The sequence below is a fragment of the Corynebacterium sp. HMSC27B11 genome, assembly GCF_001815985.1.
GTDB lineage: Bacteria > Actinomycetota > Actinomycetes > Mycobacteriales > Mycobacteriaceae > Corynebacterium.
On record NZ_KV823550.1, the window covers coordinates 1 to 19750 of the forward strand.

Sequence of the window (19750 nt, forward strand, 5' to 3'; positions counted from 1 at the left end):
ACACCGGACACACATTTTGTCGTTTAACCCGAAACCTCCCACCACAATCAAGTGGTGGGAGGTTCTTCTTGGTACCCCGTACGGGATTTGAACCCGTGTTACCGCCGTGAGAGGGCGGCGTCCTAGGCCGCTAGACGAACGGGGCGCATAGGACACACAAAACTAGCTCTCTACCGGCGTACCGATGTAACAGCAACCAGCTCTGTGATCGAGAACAAAGCCTACAGGCCACTGCCTCAACTCTCCTAATCCGCTGGTCAATGCCGGGTTTTAGGGAGTTCTCGCGTTAGCATGAAAGCAGTAGTGTCGCCGATGCGCCAAGGATGCCAATGACCCGTTCCGAGAATGACACCCCCGACTCGCTCGTAATGCCGGCCGGCGGTGGCACGGACCGACAGGCGATTTCTCCGGATCGTTACTCAGCAGAGGTCACCAGCGAGCATCGTTTTCCTGGCCCGAAGGCATGGGGCATGATCGCCAAGCGGCTGTACACGGAGTTTTTCTACCGTGGGCTTCCCGATAAGGGCGCGACGCTGAGCTTCTACTCCATCTTCACCGCGATCCCCACCCTCATGGCTTTCTACGCGATCGTGATGCTGGTACTCGACCAGAATCGCGATCAGGTGCTGGGCGTGACCGGCGAATTCATCAACCGCAACATCCCGGCAGACTTCGCGGCTCAGGCGTCGAACATCATCGAGGCGATCATCGGCACCACGCAGCGCTCCCTGATCACACTGATCTTCGCCGTCCTCTTCGCGCTCTTCTCCTCCTCGGCCTATGTTCGCGCGTTTTCCCGCAGCGCGAACGCGCTCTACGGCCGCGAGGAGGGCCGGTCGATCCTACGGACCTGGCTCGTGATGTGGGGCTTGACCATCGCTTTGGTTGCGGGGCTTGTGTTGATCGCGGCGGGTTTCTTCCTCCGCGAGGAGCTCCTCTCCCCCTTCTTCACCCACATCGCCGATCCCTTGGGACTGGCTGGCCTGCGCACCTTCATGCTCGACTATTTCCTGCCGCTGTGGACGTGGCTGCGGTGGCCGGTGATCTTCGGGCTCTCCCAGATGCTCATCGCGCTGCTCTATCACGTCGCCCCGAACGTCAGGCAAGGGCGTTTCCGCCTGTTCACTGCGGGCTCTGTGAGCGCGCTGGTTGTCCTCACGCTGATCGGGGAGGGCTTTCGGACTTACCTCAACAACTTTCTGCACATCGGCATGTACGGGGCGCTAGGCGGCATCATCGGCGGCTTCTTTTGCCTTTTCATGGCAAATAACGTGCTGCTGCTAGGCCTGCAGCTGGACGCTGAGCTCGCGCGTGCCCGGGAGCTCGCGGCGGGCTACGACTCCACCGAGCTCATCCTCGCCCCGCCCCGAGCCTCGGGTGCCGCGGATGGTGAGAAGCAGCTCGCCGAAACGTTGCAGGCCCAAGCCGTAAACTTCCAGCGCCGCGTACGGAACGCTGAGGACGACTAGCGGGCGGCTTTTACTCTTTCCATCCCACCGCCTGAGACGCGCTTCTGACCGCCCTCCTCAGCGCCCTAGGGTTATTCCTTGCATCTGAGGCTTCGTCCCTATCCGCGACCATCAGGCTTGGGGACTCCGCAGAAAAGAAAACAGCCTCACCGGAAAACCGGTGAGGCTGTTGATTTGTACCCCGTACGGGATTTGAACCCGTGTTACCGCCGTGAGAGGGCGGCGTCCTAGGCCGCTAGACGAACGGGGCATTAGGACGCGAGAGAAACTTAAAGTTAATCTTCGCTGCTGGCCTACCAGGACTCGAACCTAGAATGACGGTACCAGAAACCGTAGTGTTGCCAATTACACCATAGGCCAATCGTTAACACTGCGAGCATCTCCTTCTTGAGGAGCCCTGCGCTGTGCAACGATGACTACTATAGCCAGAAGCCATCGTCACACACAAATTGGCAGGTCGTCGCCTATTTTTAAACCTTAGTTCGCAGGCTGTTCAGCTTGGAAGGGAGTCTGCTCCAGCCCGGCGCGCAGGCGGGCCAGCGTGGAGTCCTTGCCCAGCAGCTCCATGGACTCGAACAGCGGCGGGGACACGGCCTGACCACAGATCGAGACGCGCAGCGCACCGTAGGCCACGCGCGGCTTGAGCTCCATCTGCTCGATCAGTCGGGTGGACAGGGCCTTCTCGATCGCCTCGGTGCGGAAGTCCTCCTCCGCGATGGCTTCGAGCTCCTCGATCGCCGCAGCCAGTGGCTCCTTCGCGGCCTCCTTGAGGTTCTTGCGCGCCGCCTTCGGCTCCAGCTCAAGGTCCTCGTCCTTGGTCAGCAGGAAGCGCAGCAGGCCGTCGGCGTCACTCAGCACCTTGATGCGGGTCTGCACCAGCTCAGCGGCGAAGGCAAACTTCTCCGCCGGGTAGTCCGCCGGCCAATCCTTGAATTCCTCCAGGTAGGTGCGCAGACGCTGCGTGAAGTCCGCCAGATCCAGCATGCGGATGTGGTCGGCGTTGATGGCCTCCATCTTCTTGTGATCAAACCGCGCCGGATTCGGCTTCACATCGGCGATGTCGAAGTTCTCAATCAGCTGGGACATCGTGAAGATGTCCTCGTCGGCGGACAGCGACCAGCCGAGCAGCGAGAGGTAGTTGAGCATGCCCTCCGGGATCACGCCGGCGTCGCGGTGGTTGAAGAGGTTCGACTCCGGGTCGCGCTTACTCAGCTTGCGGTTGCCCTCCCCCGTGACGAACGGCAGGTGCGCGAAGGTGGGGACCTCCTTGGCCACGCCGATGCGGATCAGCGCCTCGTAGAGCGCGATCTGGCGCGGGGTCGACGGCAGCAGGTCCTCGCCACGCAGCACGTGGGTGACCCCCATCAGCGCGTCATCCAGCGGGTTGACGAGGGTGTAGAGCGGCTGCCCATTGGAGCGGGCGACGACGAAGTCCGGCATCGTCTTGCCGTCGACGTCCATCTCGCCGCGGACCAGGTCGGTCCAGGTGTAGCGGCGGTCGTGGTCCATCTTCAGGCGCCAGACCGGCTTGCGGCCCTCCGCCTCGAACGCGGCGATCTGCTCCTCGGTGAGGTCGCGGTCGTAGTTGTCGTAACCCAGCTTCGGGTCACGACCAGCGGCCTTGTGGCGCTCCTCGACCTCCTCCGGAGTGGAGTACGCCGGGTAGACCTCGCCGGCGGCCTTCAGCTTTTCCAGGACCTCGGCGTAGATATCCATGCGCTGGGACTGGCGGTAGGGCTCGTGCGGGCCGCCGGTCTCGATCCCCTCGTCCCAGTCGAGGCCGAGCCACTTCAAGGAGTCGATGATGGCCTGGTAGGACTCCTCAGTATCGCGCTGAGCATCCGTATCCTCAATGCGGAAGATCAGCTTGCCGCCGGTGTGGCGAGCATAAGCCCAGTTAAACAGCGCGGTGCGCACCATGCCGACGTGCGGGGTGCCGGTGGGCGATGGACAAAAACGTACGCGAACTTCACTCATGGGCACTTATCCTACCCGCGCTACCCCACTGCACGATCGAGTGCCGGGGCGAGCACTCGCCCCTCGCCTTTCACACACAAAAAGCCCCGGGTGGCATAGCGACACCACCCGGGGGCGAGCACGGGTCATTGTCCCGCGCATGGCAGATGGATTACCTGAAGAAGTTCCAGGACTCCTGCGCTGCATCCGGGTTGCTCGGGTACCAGGTGTGCTCGCCACCTGCGACCTTCTTCACCATCGTCGGTACGGCGCAGCCCCGGTAGCGGTAGGTCGTGATGTTGCCGTTCGTGGCGGCACTCGGAGCCTTAGAGACGTCACACTTGTTCCGGGCAGCGAACTGGCGGTGCACCTGGTTGATGGAGAGGTAGCTAGCACCGTGACGGGAACCGCCGTTGTAGTTCACGATGTCATCGCCCGTGCCGTGGATGATCATGGTCGGCACCGAGGCATTCACACAGTTGCTCACCGCCGGGGTGTAGTAGGCGCCGGACACACCAACAACGCCCTTGACCAGGTCGGGTGCGGCACAACCGACGCCGAGGGCCAGGCCACCGCCATTGGACAGCCCGGTGGCGTAGACGCGGTTGCGGTCTGCCTTGCCTTCGCGGACCAGGGTGTTGACGATCTGGCGGACGAAGGCCACATCGGCGCTGCGGCTGGTGTTGGTGGCGTACGGGGCGCCACCCCACGCCGGGTAAGTCTCGCCCTTGAAGGTGCTGCGCACCGGCTCCGGGTACACGATGATCGCCGAGTCACCGGCTGCGGTGTTTTCCAGGCCGGCGTAGCTGCGGGCGTACTTCGCGTCGTGCTGCCAGCCGCCGAACATGAACACGACCGGCAGGTTGTTCCGCAGGCCGGACTTCGGCATCTTGACGATCGCCTTGCGGGTCTTTCCGTTGACGGTGAAGGTCCGCTCGCCCAGGTTGGCGTTATTGCTCGGAGGGGTGCCTGCCCCGCCTCCGTTACCATTTTGCAGGCCGCCGACGATGCCGTTGATGATGCCGGCGAGGTCCTCCAGGTCGCCCGCGGAAGAGCTGAGGCTTCCCATGGAGGACTGTGCCTGGGCTTCGGGGGATCCCTGCGGAACGAAAGAGAGGGAGAGGGCTGCTGCTGTGGCGAGTGCTCCGGTCAGGCCTCGGCGAATCATTCCGCGGGATTCTCCGGACTGGCGGGTCTGCTGCTCAGCGGGCTCACCGGCGCGCTGAGACAGGTGGGGAAGAAAGTTCATGCGGCAAATGTACTCTATGGCCCCTCAGGAAACCTAGCTGCGCCGAAAATTGGCCCTTGAGGTGGCCATCGAGGAGCCCGCGGGGGCGGTCGGTAGACTGGCGGGTATGGATTCAGACAAAAGGCCGGTGACCGCTCCGGACTTTTTGCTGTCACGACCACATCACAGCATTCGGACTCAAGGGCGTAAGGCCACGTTCCCGGACCCTTTCGAGGCCAGCACGGCCCTGCGCGAGGGCACCGCTGAGCTGCTGGTCGGCGCGATTCCTTTCAACACTGGCTTCCGCGCCGCGCTCATGGAGCCGGAGAAGGTCGTCACCTTCGACGGCCCGCTCGAGCCGCCCGCATATTTCCGCGGACGAGAGGCCGCCGAGTCCCTCGAGGCGGTCGAGGTCACCGTCGCGACCACGAAGGAAGAACACCAGGCCCGGGTCGCCGCGGCGATTCAGACCATCCGCCGGACCAGCCTGGAAAAGGTGGTTCTGGCCCGCGTTGCGGACGTGTACTTCGCTGACACCATCGACCCGCTGCTCGTCGCCGCCCGCTTCATCGATCTTTCCGCCAACCGTGACGGCTACGCTGTGGACCTGTCCGCGACCGGGCGCAAGGAGGACCAGGGGTCGATGTTCGTGGGCTCCTCCCCCGAGATGTTGGTCTCCCGGAAGGGCAGGACGGTTCGAGCTTTCCCGCTCGCGGGTTCAGCGCCGCGCACGGGCATTGCAGAGCGCGACGATGCGACCGCCGAAGAGCTGCGTTCCAGCGAGAAGAACCTCGTCGAGCACGCTCTTGTGGTGGAGCACTACCGCAGGATCTTGGAGCCACTGTGTTCGGAGCTCGATATCCCCGCCGAGCCCCTCATTCACGAGACCACCGAGATGATTCACCTGGGAACCCCGATCGTTGGCACCCTGGCTGACGCGGAATACTCCGCCCTTGATCTGGCCCTGATGCTGCACCCAACCCCGGCGATCGGTGGCACCCCCACCGACGAGGCGGTGGGGATTATTGAGTCTGTGGAGGAACCCCGCGAGTTCTATGCCGGCGCGGTCGGCTGGTGTGATGCCAGCGGCGACGGCGAGTGGATGGTCGCCATCCGTTGTGCCTGCGTGGAGGGGGATTCTGCGCGCGTGTGGGCCGGCGGCGGGATCGTCGCCGACTCCGATCCCCACGAGGAGGCGGAGGAAACCACCGCCAAGCTGCAAACCGCGCTGCGGGCGCTCAACGTCCCCGCCAGCATGCGGAACGTCTAACCCCCGCCCCCACGGCGTGGCGGACCTCCCCCGAGGCCGCCGACTCCGTATCTTCTAGTACGCCTGAACCGGGTTCGCCAGCGTTCCCAGGCCTGGGATTTCCACCGCGATGCGGTCGCCTGGCACCATCTCCGCGGTACCGGCCGGCGAACCGGTGCAGATCACATCGCCCGGCAGCAGGGTGAACGCGGAGGATACCCACTCGACGATCTCCGGGATGTCCTTGATCATCTGGTTAGAGTTCGAGTCCTGCTTGGTCTCGGTCTTCCCGTCGTGGGTCAGGTGTGCCTTGATGGGCAGGCTGTCGATGTCGATGCCGTCGACGTTCGTCTCGATCCATGGGCCGAGCGGGCAGAAGCTGTCCAGGCCCTTCGCGCGGGACCACTGACCGTCAGCGAACTGCAGGTCGCGGGAGCTGACGTCGTTGACGATGGTGAAGCCCAGGACGACGTCCTTCCAGTTGTTACGGTTGACGTCCTTGCACGGTCGTCCGATCACGATGGCGAGCTCGCCCTCGAACTCGACACGGGTGGCCCACTCCGGGATGCGGATCGGGGCTTCGGGGCCGACGACGGCTGTCGGGGGCTTCAGGAAGATGGTCGGTGGGAGGTGCTCCGCGCCCTGCTTGAAGACCTCCTTGACGTGGTCGGCATAGTTGCGGCCCACGGCAACGATCTTGCTGGGAAGGATCGGCGCGAGCAGCCGAACCTCCTCGATCGGCCACGACTTGCCGGTGAACTCCGGCTCGCCGAATGGGTGATTAGCGATTTCGCGGCAGGTGGCGCCGGTGCCGTCCGGCTGGCCACCCTCAAGCACCGCGAATGTCATTCCTTCTGGGTGAGCAATTCGGGCGATACGCATAGGTACCAACCCTACCTGGCTGTGCGCTCGATGATGTCGCTTAGGGTACTTGTTATCGAAAGATTATTTCTTTCGTGTTTCAGCATCGCGAGCAGCAGCTCCCCGCAGGCCAGCGCGTCGCTGAGCGCGTTGTGGGAACCGTAGTGCGGTAGCCCGTAGCGTTCCCGCACCCGTGGTAGCCGCAGATCCTCACCGCGCGGGTAGGTCGCCATGCGCTCGAAGTACCGGCGTTCGATGGCGAAGGTGTCGATGACCGGGACGGAGAGACCCGAACCGAAGTGTTGCCTGCACGCTTGCCCTAGGAACTGGGTCTCGATGGGCGAAAAATGCACGACCATCGCCCGGCCCCGGAGCGCCAACAGCAACCTGCTCAACACGTCGCGCAGCGGCTCCCCTGCCTCGATGTCCGTGTGGGTGATGCCATGGATCTTCGCCGATTCCATGCCGGCGGGTACGCGCTCCAGGGCCTCCGGTTCGTGGTGGATCACCGCGTAGTCCGCCTCGGCCGGGGTGATACGCCCGCCAGTCATGGGCACCCAACCGATGGAGAGGATGAGGTCCTTCTTTGGATCCAGGCCGGTGGTTTCGACGTCCACGGCCAGCAGTGGGGCCTCTCCGATGGGCTGGTCCACCTTGGCGCGGGGGACGTCGTAGTACTCCGCCAGGGCGCCCGTCGCCTTGCGGGTACGCCAGGAAGTACCCAGCCAGGGGGCCTGCCACCACTTCGCCATCGCTACTCCTTTAATAATCCTCTCGCTCGTCTTCGCGTTACACGCTGCGCACTGGGAAACGCACCGAGAGCCCCGATTGGGCCTTCTTGATGATCTGGAAGGCATCCCGCAGGTGCTCCCGTTCCATCTTCTTCAGCTCCCCCGGGTCGACCCGGTAGTCCGGCACCTCCCCTGCCGCGTCCTGATTCACCTGGTGGTGAAGGCTGATGGAAGACAGAAAATCGAAGGCATCGGTGAGGTCTGCCGCGGCCGATCGGCTCAGCGAATCCCCCGCCGCCGCGGCCAGCCGGGACCGAGTGGAGAGCTCGTGGCTGCCGCTCAGAATCGCGTGCAGGCGCGCGATCTGCACGACGGCGGCCAACCCGCCCTTCTTGATGTCCAGGGTGTGCGCGTGCTCGCCGCGTCGCCCCAGGATCAGGCCACGAAAGACCCCGAGCGGGGGTTCCCGGCGTACCGCGAGCGCGGCGAGGTGCGCGTGCAGCCGGGGTGCCTGGTTGGCCGCAGCGGTTGCATAGGCGTGGATCTCATCGACCATCTCCTCCCCGCCGCCGACGGCCCGCATGTCGAAGAAGGTCTGCGCGTGCAACAGGGCATCGGGTTCGGGGGCGGTGATCCAGTGGTGGAAGGTCGCCCGCCATTGGCTGACCGTCATCCGCCACTGCGGGTTGGAGGCCATCATGTCGCCGGGGCACAGCGGCTGCCCGGCGGTGGCCAGACCCTGGCAGACCATCTCGCCAAGGCGCCGGAAGTACTCGCCGTGCTTCTCGGGCTCGTATTCATCGGAGATGACCAGGGCGTTGTCCTGGTCGCTGGCGGTGCCCATCTCGCGGCGCCCCTGCGAGCCCAGCACGGCGAAGGCGAAGGGCACAGGGGCTGGGCCCAGCTCCTCCTCAGCGAGCGTGAGAAGCCGCCTGGTCAGCGCGTCGGTGGCCACGGTGAGCAGCCGCTGGGCCTCCTCAGAACTGGCCCCGCGCTCCAAGAAGCGGATGGCCACGGATTTGGCGGAGCGATAGGTCTCGGCCAGCTCCTCTGGGGTGCTCTGGCGTGCGAGCTGGCCGGAAAGATAAAGCGGGTCTGACTGCATGAGGCGCATGATGTCGGCCGCGGCGATGATGCCCGCAACCTTGCCGTCGTCGACGACCGGGATGTGGTGGATCCCGCGCTCCGCCATGAGCAGCATGGCCTCGAAGACGAGCGCGTCCGACCCCAGGGAAGTGGGGTTAGCGGTCATGGCCTCGGAAACCGGCGAGTCACCGCGGATGTCCGCGGCGACGGAGCGGCGCATGTCGCGGTCGGTGATGATGCCGCGCAGCTCGCGGTCGTCGATGACCAGCAGCGAGCTGACGTTGTGCTCCCCCATGCTGATCGCGGCGTCCCGCAGCGTGGTCTGTGAGCTTGTGGCGGCGGGGTCGGTGATGGCAAATGCCCCCAGCGGGGTGCGCAGCACCTCGGAGCTGGTGTTGCTGCGGGTCTGTTCCGCGGCGAGCCGGATGCGCTCGGAGAGGCTGGAAAAGTAGCGCAAAAAGTCGGCGAATTCTTCTGCGAGCGGGGCGAAGGTCTCCCGCGAGATGTAGATGATGAGGCTATCCTCCACGGCCTCCATCTGATAGTGGGATTCGGGCTCGGCAACGAGCGTGGAGTAGCCGAAGGTCTGGCCGATATCCCGGCGGTCCAGGAGGATGCCGTCCTCATCGATGACGTCCACGGCCCCGGAGCGGATCACGCCGAGCTCGTCGTTGACCTCCCCGTGGCGGATGAGGACCTCGCCTTTGCGGGCGTAGCCGATCTGGGTTCCCGCGGCGAGGGCGTTCAGTGCGGGTTCGGGAAGCCGGGAGAAGGGCTCGTGGGCGGCGAGGAAGCTGCGGATCTCCTCGACTTCGACGCTGACTGGCGCATTCATGGCCTCAACCTACCCATTCGGACCTAGGTTTGGGTGCCAAACCACCGAAGTGCTTCTCGCTGACGTGCGCGAGGCAGCACAAAGCCCGGGCCACGATATGAGACCCGGGCAGGTGTCGCTGAAGCGAGCGTAGGGCTAAGCCTGGACCGCTGCGGCGATGCGGTCGCCGACTTCGGCGGTGCGGATCGGGGAACCATCCCGGCCAGCAGCCTCGTCCAGCACGGCCTTCTCGATCTTCTCGGCGTTGGCCTCATCACCCAGGTGGCGCAGCATCAGGGCCACGGAGAGGATCGCGGCGCACGGGTCGGCGATCCCCTGCCCGGCGATGTCCGGGGCCGAGCCGTGCACCGGCTCGAACATGGAGGGGTTCTTGTGGGTCGGGTCGATATTGCCCGAGGCGGCCAGGCCGATGCCGCCGGTGACCGCACCCGCCAGGTCGGTCAGGATGTCGCCGAAGAGGTTATCGGTGACGATGACGTCGTAGCGGGATGGGTCGGTGACCATGTAGATGGTCGCGGCGTCGATGTGGTTGTAGTCCACCTCGACGTCCGGGAATTCCTCACCAATGGTCTCGATGGCGCGCTGCCACAGGCCACCGGCATTGACGAGGACGTTGGTCTTGTGGACCCAGGTCAGCTTCTTGCGGCGCTCCTGGGCGCGGCGGAAGGCGTCGCGGACGACGCGCTCGACGCCGAACCAGGTGTTCTGGCTGACCTCGCTGGCAACCTCGTGGTCGGTGCCCTCGCGCAGGGTGCCGCCGTTTCCGCAGTAGAGGCCCTCGGTGCCCTCGCGGACGACCACGAAGTCGATCTCGCCGGGGTTCTTCAGCGGGGAGCTCGCCCCCGGGTAGAGCTTGGAGGGGCGCAGGTTTACCGCGTGGTCGAGCTTGAAGCGCAGCGGCAGCAGCAGGCCACGCTCCAGTACGCCGGCCGGGACGGTGCGTGGGTCGCCGATCGCGCCCAGCAGGATCGCGTCGTGCTGCTTGAGGCTCTCCAGGTCGGCGTCGGTCAGCGTCTCGCCATTGCGCAGGTAGCGCCGGGCGCCGAGGTCGTATTCCGTGGTCTCGACGTCATCACGCACCGCCTTGAGAACCTTCAAGGCCTCTGCGGTGACCTCAACGCCAATGCCGTCACCATCAATAACCGCGAGTTTCATAGAATGAACCCCTTCATCTCACTATTTGAACACTGTGAGTGTATCACCTCACAGCTTAGAGCTAAAAGAATCTCTATGGCCGTGGCGAAAATTCGCTCTCACCCCAGGGCACGCGGGGCCACTTTGTTAGCTTGAAAACATGAGTGAAGCCCATAGCATCCGCCCCTACCCCGGCAGCTCCGCCGACCGCCCCGACACCGACGAGGTGGCTTCCACCGCCCTGACTATGAGCGGACTGAGCAAGAGCTTCGGCGACACCCGCGCCGTCGATAATCTCAACCTCCGCATCCCGCGAGGCAGCATGTACGGCGTCGTCGGACCCAACGGTGCCGGAAAGACCACCGCACTGACCATCGCGACCGGGCTGCTGGAGCCCACCAGTGGCAACGCCTGGATCTGTGGCATCCCGATGTGGGATCACGCCTCCGCCGAGCAGGTCATGGCAGCGAAGCAGCGCTTCGGGCTGTTGGCGGATGGGCTGCCCATCTTCGACCGGCTCACTGCCCGGGAATACCTCGACTACTTGGGCCACCTGCGCGGAATGGACTCGCAGGTCATCGAGCAGCGCACCGAGGAGCTCCTGGAGGCGATGGACCTCACCGGCGCAGAGGGTAGGTACATCGTGGACTTCTCCGCGGGCATGACTAAGAAGATCCTGCTCGCCGGGGCCATGCTCCACGGCCCAGAAGTACTGATCCTGGACGAGCCATTCGAGGCCGTCGACCCGGTCTCCGGGCAGGTCATTCGGGACATCCTGCGCCGCTACGTCGCGGCCGGCGGCACCGTCGTCATGAGTTCGCACGTCATGGAGTTGGTCGAAGGCCTGTGCGACCACGTGGCCATCATCGCCGACGGTCGGGTGCTGCGCGCCGGCACCATCGACGAGGTCCGTCAGGGCCAACCCCTCAACGAGGTCTTCGTCTCCCTCGTGGGCGGTCGCAGCCTATCGCAGGGTTCCTTCAGCTGGCTCGGCACTCAGGGAGACGCCCAGTGAGCCTCGCCCCAAGCCAACAACCCGCCCCAGCGCGTGCCAAAAAGTCACTGACCAAGCACCTGATCCGCCTCCATCTGACAATGTGGCGCCGGAGCTTCAAAAAAGATTGGGTCCTCATTTTCAACGCCATCTTCATGGCTGTTTTTGGGATCGCCGGTGCCATCGGGCTCGGCGCGTTCAGCTACGCGATGCTCACGCAAGAACATGAGGTGCGTCTGCTACCGCTGACCATGGCTGCCGGCGCCCTCGCCTACCTCCTCATTGTGTTCGTGTGGCCCAGCCCGGAAAACCACTTGACCCCGCAGAAGTTTGCCACACTGCCGGTCACTGAGCGCCAACTATTTCCCGGGCTGACCTGCGCGGCGTTCCTGCAATCCCGCGCCCTACTATCCCTCATCTGCTCGCTGATCATGGCTGGCTTCGGCGTGGCCGGAATCCAGGCGAGTGCTGCATCCGGCGCGGGTCTGCTCTCCGCGCTCTGGGTCATTGCCTGCCTCGCGCAGGGCATCGTCGCCGTCCTCCTGGGCGAGGCCCTAGGCTCGCTCAGCTCGGCGATGGCCAGCCGTGTGTGGTCGGAGCGGCTGGGCTACGCCTTCTCTTTCCTCTTTCTCGTGGCCATCATGGGACTGAATTTCACCACCAATGGTGTGCAAAACCTGGATAAGCTGCTGGAATTGGGCACGGTCTTTAGCTGGACGCCGTTTGGCGCAGCGGCAGGTGCCGCAGCCTCTGCCATCGCGGGCAACGCCGGCGCGGCTGTGGCCCAGGGCCTCATTGCCGCCGCGACCATTCTTGGCTGCCTGTGGCTCTGGCGCACTGCCCTGCGCTTCGAGCTGACCCACCCGATCCGCAGTAGTTCTGATCAGGCCACGAAGCACACCGGTGGGGTCATGCTGCGCTGGGCGTCCGCTGGCCCGCGCGGCGCGGTCTATTCCCGCACGCTGCGGTATTGGCGCCGCGATGTGCGCTATTCCTATCAGGCCGTGGTGTTTATTCTGATCGGCGCCATGCTTCTCGCTCTCGGCGTGCTCCAGGGCACCGGGGTGCAGTGGTACGCGCCCTTCATCGTCGCCCAGGGCGTGCTGATGGTCAATGGCAATGACTTCGGCCTGGATGGTCCCTCCAACTGGGTGAACATGGTCTCAGGGGTACGTCCGAAGGATCTCATCGCTGGCCGCCTGTTGGCCTCGCTGACGGCCATCGGCCCCATTTTCCTCCTCATCGTGATCGGGCTTGGGGCCATCGAAAACTTCCGCCCCCTCTGGGCGGGTATCAGCCTGCTCGCCGTGTGTTCCCTGGTGCAGTCTCTGGGGCTCAGTCCCGCTTTCGCATTGCGCTTCCCCTTCCCCAGCGCCGCACCGGGCACGAGCCCGATGAAGAACCGCTCCGGAACGTCCAGCAACGCGTTCATTCTTTCCATCGTCGGCCTGTTGGGGCTGTTCCTGCCGCTCATTCCTGGAACAGCGCTGCTGGTCATCGACCTCCACGACGCCGATTCCTGGGCAGATGCATCCCGGCTTAGTGCCATTGGCATCGGGGTGCAGGTGCTGATCAGCGGAGCTATCGGGCTTTTCGGCTACCGCTGGGCGGTGAAGAACACCTCCCAGCGTTGGCCCAAGGCCTTCGCGAAGGTCCGAAACTGGGTTTAGCCTTGGCTTTCCTGGTTCATTCGCCCGCAGCGTCGTGTCCGGCGCCCAGCCGATTAAGCCTGCAGGCCCCGCCCAACACATGGCAAACCGCCCCCGGCGCAGAACATTAATCCTGCGCCGGGGGCGGTTGCTGAAGAGAGCCTTGGCTCCGTTCGCTGCCCGCCGGTTGGCGGGAGGCGATGTGAGGAGTGCCTCTTAGAAGGCGACCTGGAAGGCGTTCTCGGCGGAGAGCTCCGTGTTAACAGCCTCCAGCTCATCCTCGGTCAGCACACGATCGATGCGCAGCACGAGGGTTGCGGTGCCGTCCTCGGTATTCGGGGACAGAGCCGCCGCAGCGATATTCACGCCCTGCTGGCCCAGCAGGGTGCCGATGCGGCCCAGCGCACCGGTCTGGTCCGCGTAGACCAGGAAGAGGTTGGTGCCCTCGGCACGCAGGTCCAGGCCGCGGTCGTTGATGCGGACGATCTTGTCGACGCGCTCCAGGCCGGTCAGCGCACCAACGACGGTGGCCGAGGAGCCGTCAGCGGCGACGACCTTGACCTCCAGCACGCTGCGGTGGGTGACGGACTCGTCCTGGGAGTTCACCTCGAGAGCCACGCCGCGCTGCTCAGCGATGGACGGGGCGTTAACGAAGGTGACCTGCTCGTCCAGCACGCCGGAGAAGGTGCCGCGCAGGGCAGCCAGGCCAAGTGCGTCGATGGACTCGCTGGAGAGCTCGCCGCGGGCGGTGACGACCACGGAGGCCGGAGCACCGTCCAGGAGCTTGGCGGCAACCGCGCCCAGCTTCGTGGCCAGGTTCAGCCACAGGGCGACCTCCTCGGAGACCTTGCCACCGGAGACGTTGACCGCATCCGGGACGAAGTCGCCAGCCAGGGCCTTGAGGACGGAGGCAGCGACGTCGGTGCCAGCGCGGTCCTGCGCCTCAACGGTGGATGCACCCAGGTGCGGGGTGACGACGACCTCGTCGAGCTCAAACAGCGGGGAATCCGTGCACGGCTCGGAGGCGTAGACGTCGAAGCCCGCGCCACGGATGTGGCCGGACTTGATGGCATCGGCGAGGGCCTGCTCGTCGACGAGGCCGCCGCGGGCAGCGTTGATGATGATCTGACCCTTCTTGGACTTCGCCAGGAGGTCAGCGTCGAACATGCCGCTGGTCTCCGGGGTCTTCGGCAGGTGGATCGTCACGAAGTCCGAGCGGCCCATGAGCTCCTCGAGCTCAACGAGCTCCACGCCGAGCTGCGCGGCGCGGGCCGGGTTGGCGTAGGGGTCGTAGGCGATGATCTCAGTCTCGAAAGCGGCGAGGCGCTGAGCGAACAGCTGACCGATGTGGCCGAAGCCCACGATGCCGACGGTCTTGCCGAGGATCTCCACGCCCTTGAAGGAAGAGCGCTTCCACTCGCCGTCGCGGAGGGTCTTATCGGCTGCCGGGATCTGGCGGGCGGTAGACAGCAGCAGGCTGATGGCGTGCTCGCAGGCGGAGTGGATGTTCGAGGTCGGCGCGTTGGCGACCATGACGCCGCGCTCGGTCGCGGTCTCGATGTCCACGTTGTCGAGCCCGACGCCGGCGCGACCGACGATCTTCAGATTCTTGGCGGCCTCGAGCACTTCCTTATCCACCGTGGTGGCGGAGCGCACGAGCAGGGCGTCGGCATCGACGACGGCGTCAAGGAGTTCTGGCCGGTTCGGGCCATCCACCCAACGGACGTCGACGGAATCGCCGAGTGCATCGACGGTGGACTGAGAGAGCTTATCTGCGATTAGTACAACCGGGCGGTTGGTGGTGCTCAAGGGAATTCTCCTGAAAAATTTTCACTTCCCCAGCGGGTGAAACGACCGCGTCACCCGAGGGGGCCCACGCCTGACCGTGTATGGCGCATGACCCCACAATCATATCCCTTGGCGGTGGCGTGTGTGTCGTAGGCCACCCTTAAAATCCCCCCGCTGGGCGGTGGTTTTGCATCTATTGGGAACCCCACCCCCGGCAGTGCCTTCACCGGCGAGCCCGAATCCTGGATTCGCCCAGATCATCTGCCCCTCACCCAGTAGGCACGAGCTCCAGTAACCAGCCCAACCATGTCGCGGCTGTTCACTCTCGCCCACTCACGTCGACCTCACTGCACCCCCTTGCAGCGGCGACCAACGTGAGTTGATCTGAGCCCCACCCCTGGTCCGCAACCCCGCGGACACCCAGGAATCGGGCTTGCCGGAAAGGTCGCCAGCCGAGCCCCGCCGCAGCGGTGCATCATGCTGACAAACCTAACCTAGGAAATTTGGGGAGCATTCGTTTTACCTTTTGCGTAATTGGGAGAAACTTTTCCCCACACCACCCCCTGTGTGTTCTATAGATTCTCCCGCTGCCAGCATCTTTAAGAATTCTTTAGCACCCCCGTTAGCTCTTCCTCAGCGGGCAAGTGGCGAGTACCTTCCGCTCTGCGAAGAATGATGCCCCGTGAATGCCTCCACCCCTACCCCGCACTCTGATCCGCAGCCACCGCCCCGCCAGCTCTGTCACCCGCCGCGCCTCGGCCCGGTCTCGGCGCTGGCCGCTGCGGGCATGGTTCTCGTCGCCGTGATGGGGTGGTTCCTGCAGGACTCCACCTTCGACCTGGCCGCGACGCAGGCGGCGAATCGTGACTTCACGGGCGCGACACGCCAATTTTTCGACGCGATCTATGCAGCTCTCCTCGGCCGCAACCTACCGCTGGTGCTGCTGGCCGGCCTGGTGGTAATCGGTCTAATATCTCGCCGGTTATTGCGGCCCCTGATCAGTGTGTTGACGATCGCCAGCACCTGGGCGCTGGTCTTCATCCCGAAGGCTCTGGTCGGCAGGCCCCGGCCCGACTGGGATTTTTTAACGCACCCGCCACAGGGCCTGCCCAGCGATATGAGCTTTCCCAGCGGGCACACGACGTTCATCGCCGTCACGGTTGCCGTCTGCCTCATCGCGACGTATCGCGGTCTCGACTCGAGCCTGCCCCGTTCGACGGTGGGATGGAAGGGAATCGGCCTGGTCGCCGTGGTCGGCTGCGCTGCCATCGCACTCATCGTGACCACCGTGATGGCCCGTGGCGTCCACTTCCCCAGCGACGCAGCCGGGGCCATTATTTTCTCCTTCAGCCTGGCACCGTTGGTGTGGACGCTATGGGAAAAACTGGCATTCCACCTCCTTCCTCGTGGCTGCTCGGCTCCCCGCGGCCACCAGAGCCCTGTGGCATGATTGGTGCCATGATGCACTCGCGACGTCGCCCCACTGCTCCGCTCCTGGCCCTCATGGGCATCGCGTGCGCCGGAGCAGCACCCTGGTTCCTCGTCGGAACTGCTGCTGGGGAGCAGCCGGTGGCCCCCAGCATCGTCCAGGCTCAGGCGGCACCGGCCGTGCCCCACACCAAGGTGGACGTCCAGGTCGCCGACGACTCCGGCGTGCTGGGCGACGCCGCGCGCCAGGGAATGATCGACCAGACCGCAAGGATCGATTTCCCCGACTCCGTCCACAAGGTCGTCTACGTCCTCATCCCGGGCAGCAGCGATAACTTCAACGACGACGTCCTCGACTGGGCAGCCCGAAACATGCCGGAGCTGGTGCCCGACGGCACCGGCAAGGGCGCCACATGGGAGAACGGTACTCTGATCCTGGGTGTGGGCACCAGCACCCGAACCAACGGTGTGTACTGCGGCAACGACGTCTGCCAGGACCTGGATATCTTCGAAGGCCCCCACCTGGACGCCTCCCTGGAGGCCATGAAGGACAGCTTCCGCCGCGGGAATTTCGCGAATGGGCTCGTGGAGGGCGCCAAGGTCGCCGCGGATACGGAACTGGGTGCGCGCCTGGCCGAGGAACAGGCTCGCGAGGACCGCAACGCCATGCTCGGCATCGGCGCGGTGGGCGTGGGCGCCGCGGGCCTGGGAGCGGCCGCCTGGCAGCGCCGCAAGAAGAAGCTGACGGCCACCGCGAAGCAGCAGTTCTACGAGCTTTCCACCCACTACACCGAGCTCTCGCAGCGCCTGGACGCCCTGGATATCCGCGCCAATTCGCTGAGCTCCCCGCTGGCGAATGCCGAGCTGCGTGCGCAGTGGACCACGATCCGCGACGAGTTCTTGAGCCTCAACAACCGGGTGGGGGCACTAAACCTGACGCTCACGAGCGATGACAAGGAGTTCTACGCCAAGCACAAGCAGATCGCGAACGCGCACGAAACTCTCGAGTCGATGAGCAATGCCGAAGACAACATCAACCTGATGTTCGAGCTGGAAAACGGCGATCAGATCAAGCGCGAGCGAGAGCTGCGTTCCATCAAGCAGGACCTCTCCGAAGCCCTGTTCGAGGTGCGCAACCGGGAGGCGATCCGCCAGCTTAAGAATGTCGAGGCGCAAGTCGAGGAGCTGATGCGAGACCTGCAAGCCCCGGACTTCATGGACCGGTTGGCCCGCATCGTCAGCGACCAGGCGCACGCGCTGGAGCTGGCCTCCCGCGACATGAAGCACCTGGACCGCGAGGCTCACCGCGACGAGCGCCCCTCCCTCACCGACCGCGACTGGCGCCCCGGTTACGTGTACTCGAACTGGGTTCCCTACTACCTGCTGGCCTCGTGGCACAGCGCGGATACCCGGGCCGCCGAGTCTTCCTCCAGCAGCAGCGGGGGCATTGCGAATACCAGCTTCAGCAGTGGCTTCTCCGGCGGTGGCGGCTCCTCCAGCTGGTAGCGGCGCCAGAGCAAACGGTTGCCGAAGCCGAGGTGGGAATTAGAACCTTTTGTGGCAAAATTAGCAATATGACCCACTCTCGCTGGCGCACTACCGCGCCACTCCTGGCCTTAACGGGTATCGCGTGCGCCGGTGTCGCACCGTGGCTTTTCGTCGGAGTAGCCGCCGCGGAACAAGCGGTCATACCCGCCACCATCCACGCCCAGGAAGCCCCGGCTCTACCGCATAGCAAAATTGATATCCACGTCGCCGACGAGTCCGGGGTGCTGAGCGAAAACGCGCGGCAGGGACTAATCGATCAGACTGGAAATATCGATTTCCCTGCCTCCGTTCAGAAGGTCGTCTACGTCCTCATCCCGGGTAGCAGCGATAATTTCAACGATGACGCCCTCGACTGGGCGGGCCACTCCATGCCAGAACTAGTCCCCGATGGAACTGGAAAAGGCGCAGCTTGGGCCAATGGCGCACTGCTCCTGGGAGTCGGTACTGAAACCCGAACCAACGGTGTTTACTGCGGCAACGACGTCTGCCAAGACCTGGACATCTTCGAAGGCCCCCACCTGGACGCCTCCCTGGAGGCCATGAAGGACAGCTTCCGCCGCGGGAACTTCGCAAATGGCCTCGTCGAAGGGGCCAAGGCCGCAGCAGACCCGGAGCTGGGCGTTTCCGATCCCTACGGCCTCGACTCTTTCTTCGACTCACTTGAGAGAAGACTCGATGAGCTCGCAAACGAGGCTGCTCAGCAGACTGAGGAAGAAAAGAAGGCGGAACTAGATCCACTGTTGGCTGAGGAAAAAGCCCGCGAAAACCGCAATGTCGCCATCGGAGTGGGGGCTGTAGGAGTGGGAGCCGCGGGCGCGGGCGCCGTAGCATGGCAACGTCGCAGACAACAGCTGACAGCCACCGCGAAAGAGCAGTTTAGCGAGCTTTCCACTCGGTACTCGGAGCTCGCTCACCGTCTCAACGAGCTAGATATCCGGGCACACTCACTGTGCTCCCCGCTGGCGAACGCGGAGCTGCGAGAACAGTGGACCACGATCCGTGATGACTTCTTGAGCATCGACAAACATATTGATGCATTAGGACTCACCCAGGCGAGCGAAGATAGCGATTTTTACGCTAAACACAAGCAAATCGCCAACGCTCACGAAACGCTCGAGTCAATGAGCAACGCCGAGGAAAACATCAATCTGATGTTCGACCTCGAAAACGGCGATCGGGTCAAACGCGAGAGGGAACTTCGGTCGATCAAGAGAGACGTTTCCGAGGCCCTGTTCGCCGTTCGCAATGCAGAGGCGATTCGCCAGCTTAAGAACGTCGACGCACAGGTGGATCCTCTCCTGCACGCATTGGATGCCCCGGACTTCATGGACCGGTTCGCGCGCATCGTTAGCGACCAAGCGCACGCACTGGACCTAACGGCCCGTGACATGGAGCACTTGGATCGCGAGGCTCATCGGGAGGAGCTTCCTGCACTCGGCAACGCCGACTGGCGCCCGGGCTTTGCATACTCAAATTGGGTTCCGTATTACCTGCTGGCTGCCTGGCACAGTGCGGATATGCGAAAATCAGGGACCTCCAGCAGCCGTGGAACTTCAACACCGAATTTCACGGACTTCGCAAAAACAAGCTTCCGGGATGGCATTCTCATTACGATAGCCAACAGCCTCAGCGAGCAGAAAGATCCCACCATCGACGAGAAGACTCGGAAGAAGCAGGAGAAGGCCGCGAGAAGGCGAGCTAGACGCAGTTCAACGCGTACCAGCTTCAGCAGTGGCTTCTCCGGTGGTGGCGGCTCCTCCAGCTGGTAGCGGGGAGCTCTCCCGCCGACGGTCC

The 19750-nt window shown here is 64.2% G+C and carries 14 protein-coding genes and 3 tRNA genes; 7 read left to right on the forward strand and 10 right to left on the reverse strand.

Translation table 11 applies throughout. The annotated features are described in order from the left end of the window. Positions 1–69: 69 nt before the first annotated feature. Positions 70–145, reverse strand: a tRNA-Glu gene (locus HMPREF3097_RS02900). A 184-nt stretch (positions 146–329) separates the two neighbouring features. On the opposite strand from HMPREF3097_RS02900, the gene HMPREF3097_RS02905 reads away from it, so the two are divergent. Beyond that, on the forward strand, positions 330–1469 hold the full coding sequence (locus HMPREF3097_RS02905; protein WP_070757841.1) for a YihY/virulence factor BrkB family protein: 1140 nt from the start codon (positions 330–332) through the stop codon (positions 1467–1469). A gap of 177 nt (positions 1470–1646) precedes the next feature. On the opposite strand, the gene HMPREF3097_RS02910 is transcribed toward HMPREF3097_RS02905, so the two are convergent. The 4 genes from HMPREF3097_RS02910 to HMPREF3097_RS02925 all read right to left on the reverse strand — a co-directional run bounded on the left by HMPREF3097_RS02910 (position 1647) and on the right by HMPREF3097_RS02925 (position 4674). Next, positions 1647–1719 (reverse strand) — tRNA-Glu (locus HMPREF3097_RS02910). Between the two features lie 38 nt (positions 1720–1757). After that, positions 1758–1829, reverse strand: a tRNA-Gln gene (locus tag HMPREF3097_RS02915). A 117-nt stretch (positions 1830–1946) separates the two neighbouring features. Beyond that, complete coding sequence (gene gltX, locus HMPREF3097_RS02920; RefSeq protein ID WP_070760819.1) at positions 1947–3446, reverse strand: glutamate--tRNA ligase; 1500 nt, start codon at positions 3444–3446, stop codon at positions 1947–1949. Between the two features lie 151 nt (positions 3447–3597). Beyond that, a complete protein-coding gene (locus HMPREF3097_RS02925) occupies positions 3598–4674 on the reverse strand; it encodes a CE1 family esterase (RefSeq protein ID WP_070760821.1) in 1077 nt (358 codons plus the stop codon). A gap of 106 nt (positions 4675–4780) precedes the next feature. On the opposite strand from HMPREF3097_RS02925, the gene HMPREF3097_RS02930 reads away from it, so the two are divergent. Beyond that, positions 4781–5923, forward strand: coding sequence for an isochorismate synthase (locus HMPREF3097_RS02930; protein WP_070760823.1), 1143 nt, complete (start codon positions 4781–4783; stop codon positions 5921–5923). A gap of 54 nt (positions 5924–5977) precedes the next feature. Here HMPREF3097_RS02930 and HMPREF3097_RS02935 read toward each other — a convergent pair whose 3' ends face one another. The 4 genes from HMPREF3097_RS02935 to HMPREF3097_RS02950 all read right to left on the reverse strand — a co-directional run bounded on the left by HMPREF3097_RS02935 (position 5978) and on the right by HMPREF3097_RS02950 (position 10570). Further along, entirely contained in the window at positions 5978–6784 is an 807-nt protein-coding gene (locus tag HMPREF3097_RS02935) for a fumarylacetoacetate hydrolase family protein (RefSeq protein ID WP_012360016.1), read from the reverse strand. Positions 6785–6795: 11 nt separating this feature from the next. Continuing rightward, the gene (locus HMPREF3097_RS02940) at positions 6796–7515 is read right to left on the reverse strand and encodes an exonuclease domain-containing protein (protein ID WP_070760825.1); all 720 of its coding nucleotides are present in this window, start codon (positions 7513–7515) and stop codon (positions 6796–6798) included. Positions 7516–7552: 37 nt separating this feature from the next. Then, a complete protein-coding gene (locus HMPREF3097_RS02945; protein ID WP_070760827.1) occupies positions 7553–9415 on the reverse strand; it encodes a DUF294 nucleotidyltransferase-like domain-containing protein in 1863 nt (620 codons plus the stop codon). A gap of 135 nt (positions 9416–9550) precedes the next feature. Further along, complete coding sequence (locus HMPREF3097_RS02950; protein ID WP_070760829.1) at positions 9551–10570, reverse strand: 3-isopropylmalate dehydrogenase; 1020 nt, start codon at positions 10568–10570, stop codon at positions 9551–9553. 139 nt (positions 10571–10709) lie between these two features. Between HMPREF3097_RS02950 and HMPREF3097_RS02955 the strand changes: the two genes are divergently transcribed. Further along, complete coding sequence (locus HMPREF3097_RS02955; RefSeq protein WP_070760831.1) at positions 10710–11564, forward strand: ABC transporter ATP-binding protein; 855 nt, start codon at positions 10710–10712, stop codon at positions 11562–11564. Between the two features lie 134 nt (positions 11565–11698). Beyond that, the gene (locus HMPREF3097_RS02960) at positions 11699–13213 is read left to right on the forward strand and encodes an ABC transporter permease (protein ID WP_246821228.1); all 1515 of its coding nucleotides are present in this window, start codon (positions 11699–11701) and stop codon (positions 13211–13213) included. Positions 13214–13408: 195 nt separating this feature from the next. Here the strand turns inward: HMPREF3097_RS02960 and serA are convergent, their stop codons facing one another. Continuing rightward, positions 13409–15001, reverse strand: coding sequence for a phosphoglycerate dehydrogenase (gene serA, locus HMPREF3097_RS02965; protein ID WP_070760835.1), 1593 nt, complete (start codon positions 14999–15001; stop codon positions 13409–13411). Between the two features lie 661 nt (positions 15002–15662). Here serA and HMPREF3097_RS02970 point away from each other — a divergent pair. From HMPREF3097_RS02970 to HMPREF3097_RS02980, 3 genes are all read left to right on the forward strand, one after another. Next, positions 15663–16430, forward strand: coding sequence for a phosphatase PAP2 family protein (locus HMPREF3097_RS02970; RefSeq protein ID WP_070760836.1), 768 nt, complete (start codon positions 15663–15665; stop codon positions 16428–16430). Between the two features lie 8 nt (positions 16431–16438). Continuing rightward, entirely contained in the window at positions 16439–17914 is a 1476-nt protein-coding gene (locus HMPREF3097_RS02975) for a DUF5129 domain-containing protein (protein ID WP_246821229.1), read from the forward strand. Between the two features lie 68 nt (positions 17915–17982). After that, positions 17983–19725, forward strand: a complete 1743-nt coding sequence (locus HMPREF3097_RS02980) for a DUF5129 domain-containing protein (RefSeq protein ID WP_210398519.1) — start codon at positions 17983–17985, stop codon at positions 19723–19725. Positions 19726–19750: the final 25 nt, after the last annotated feature.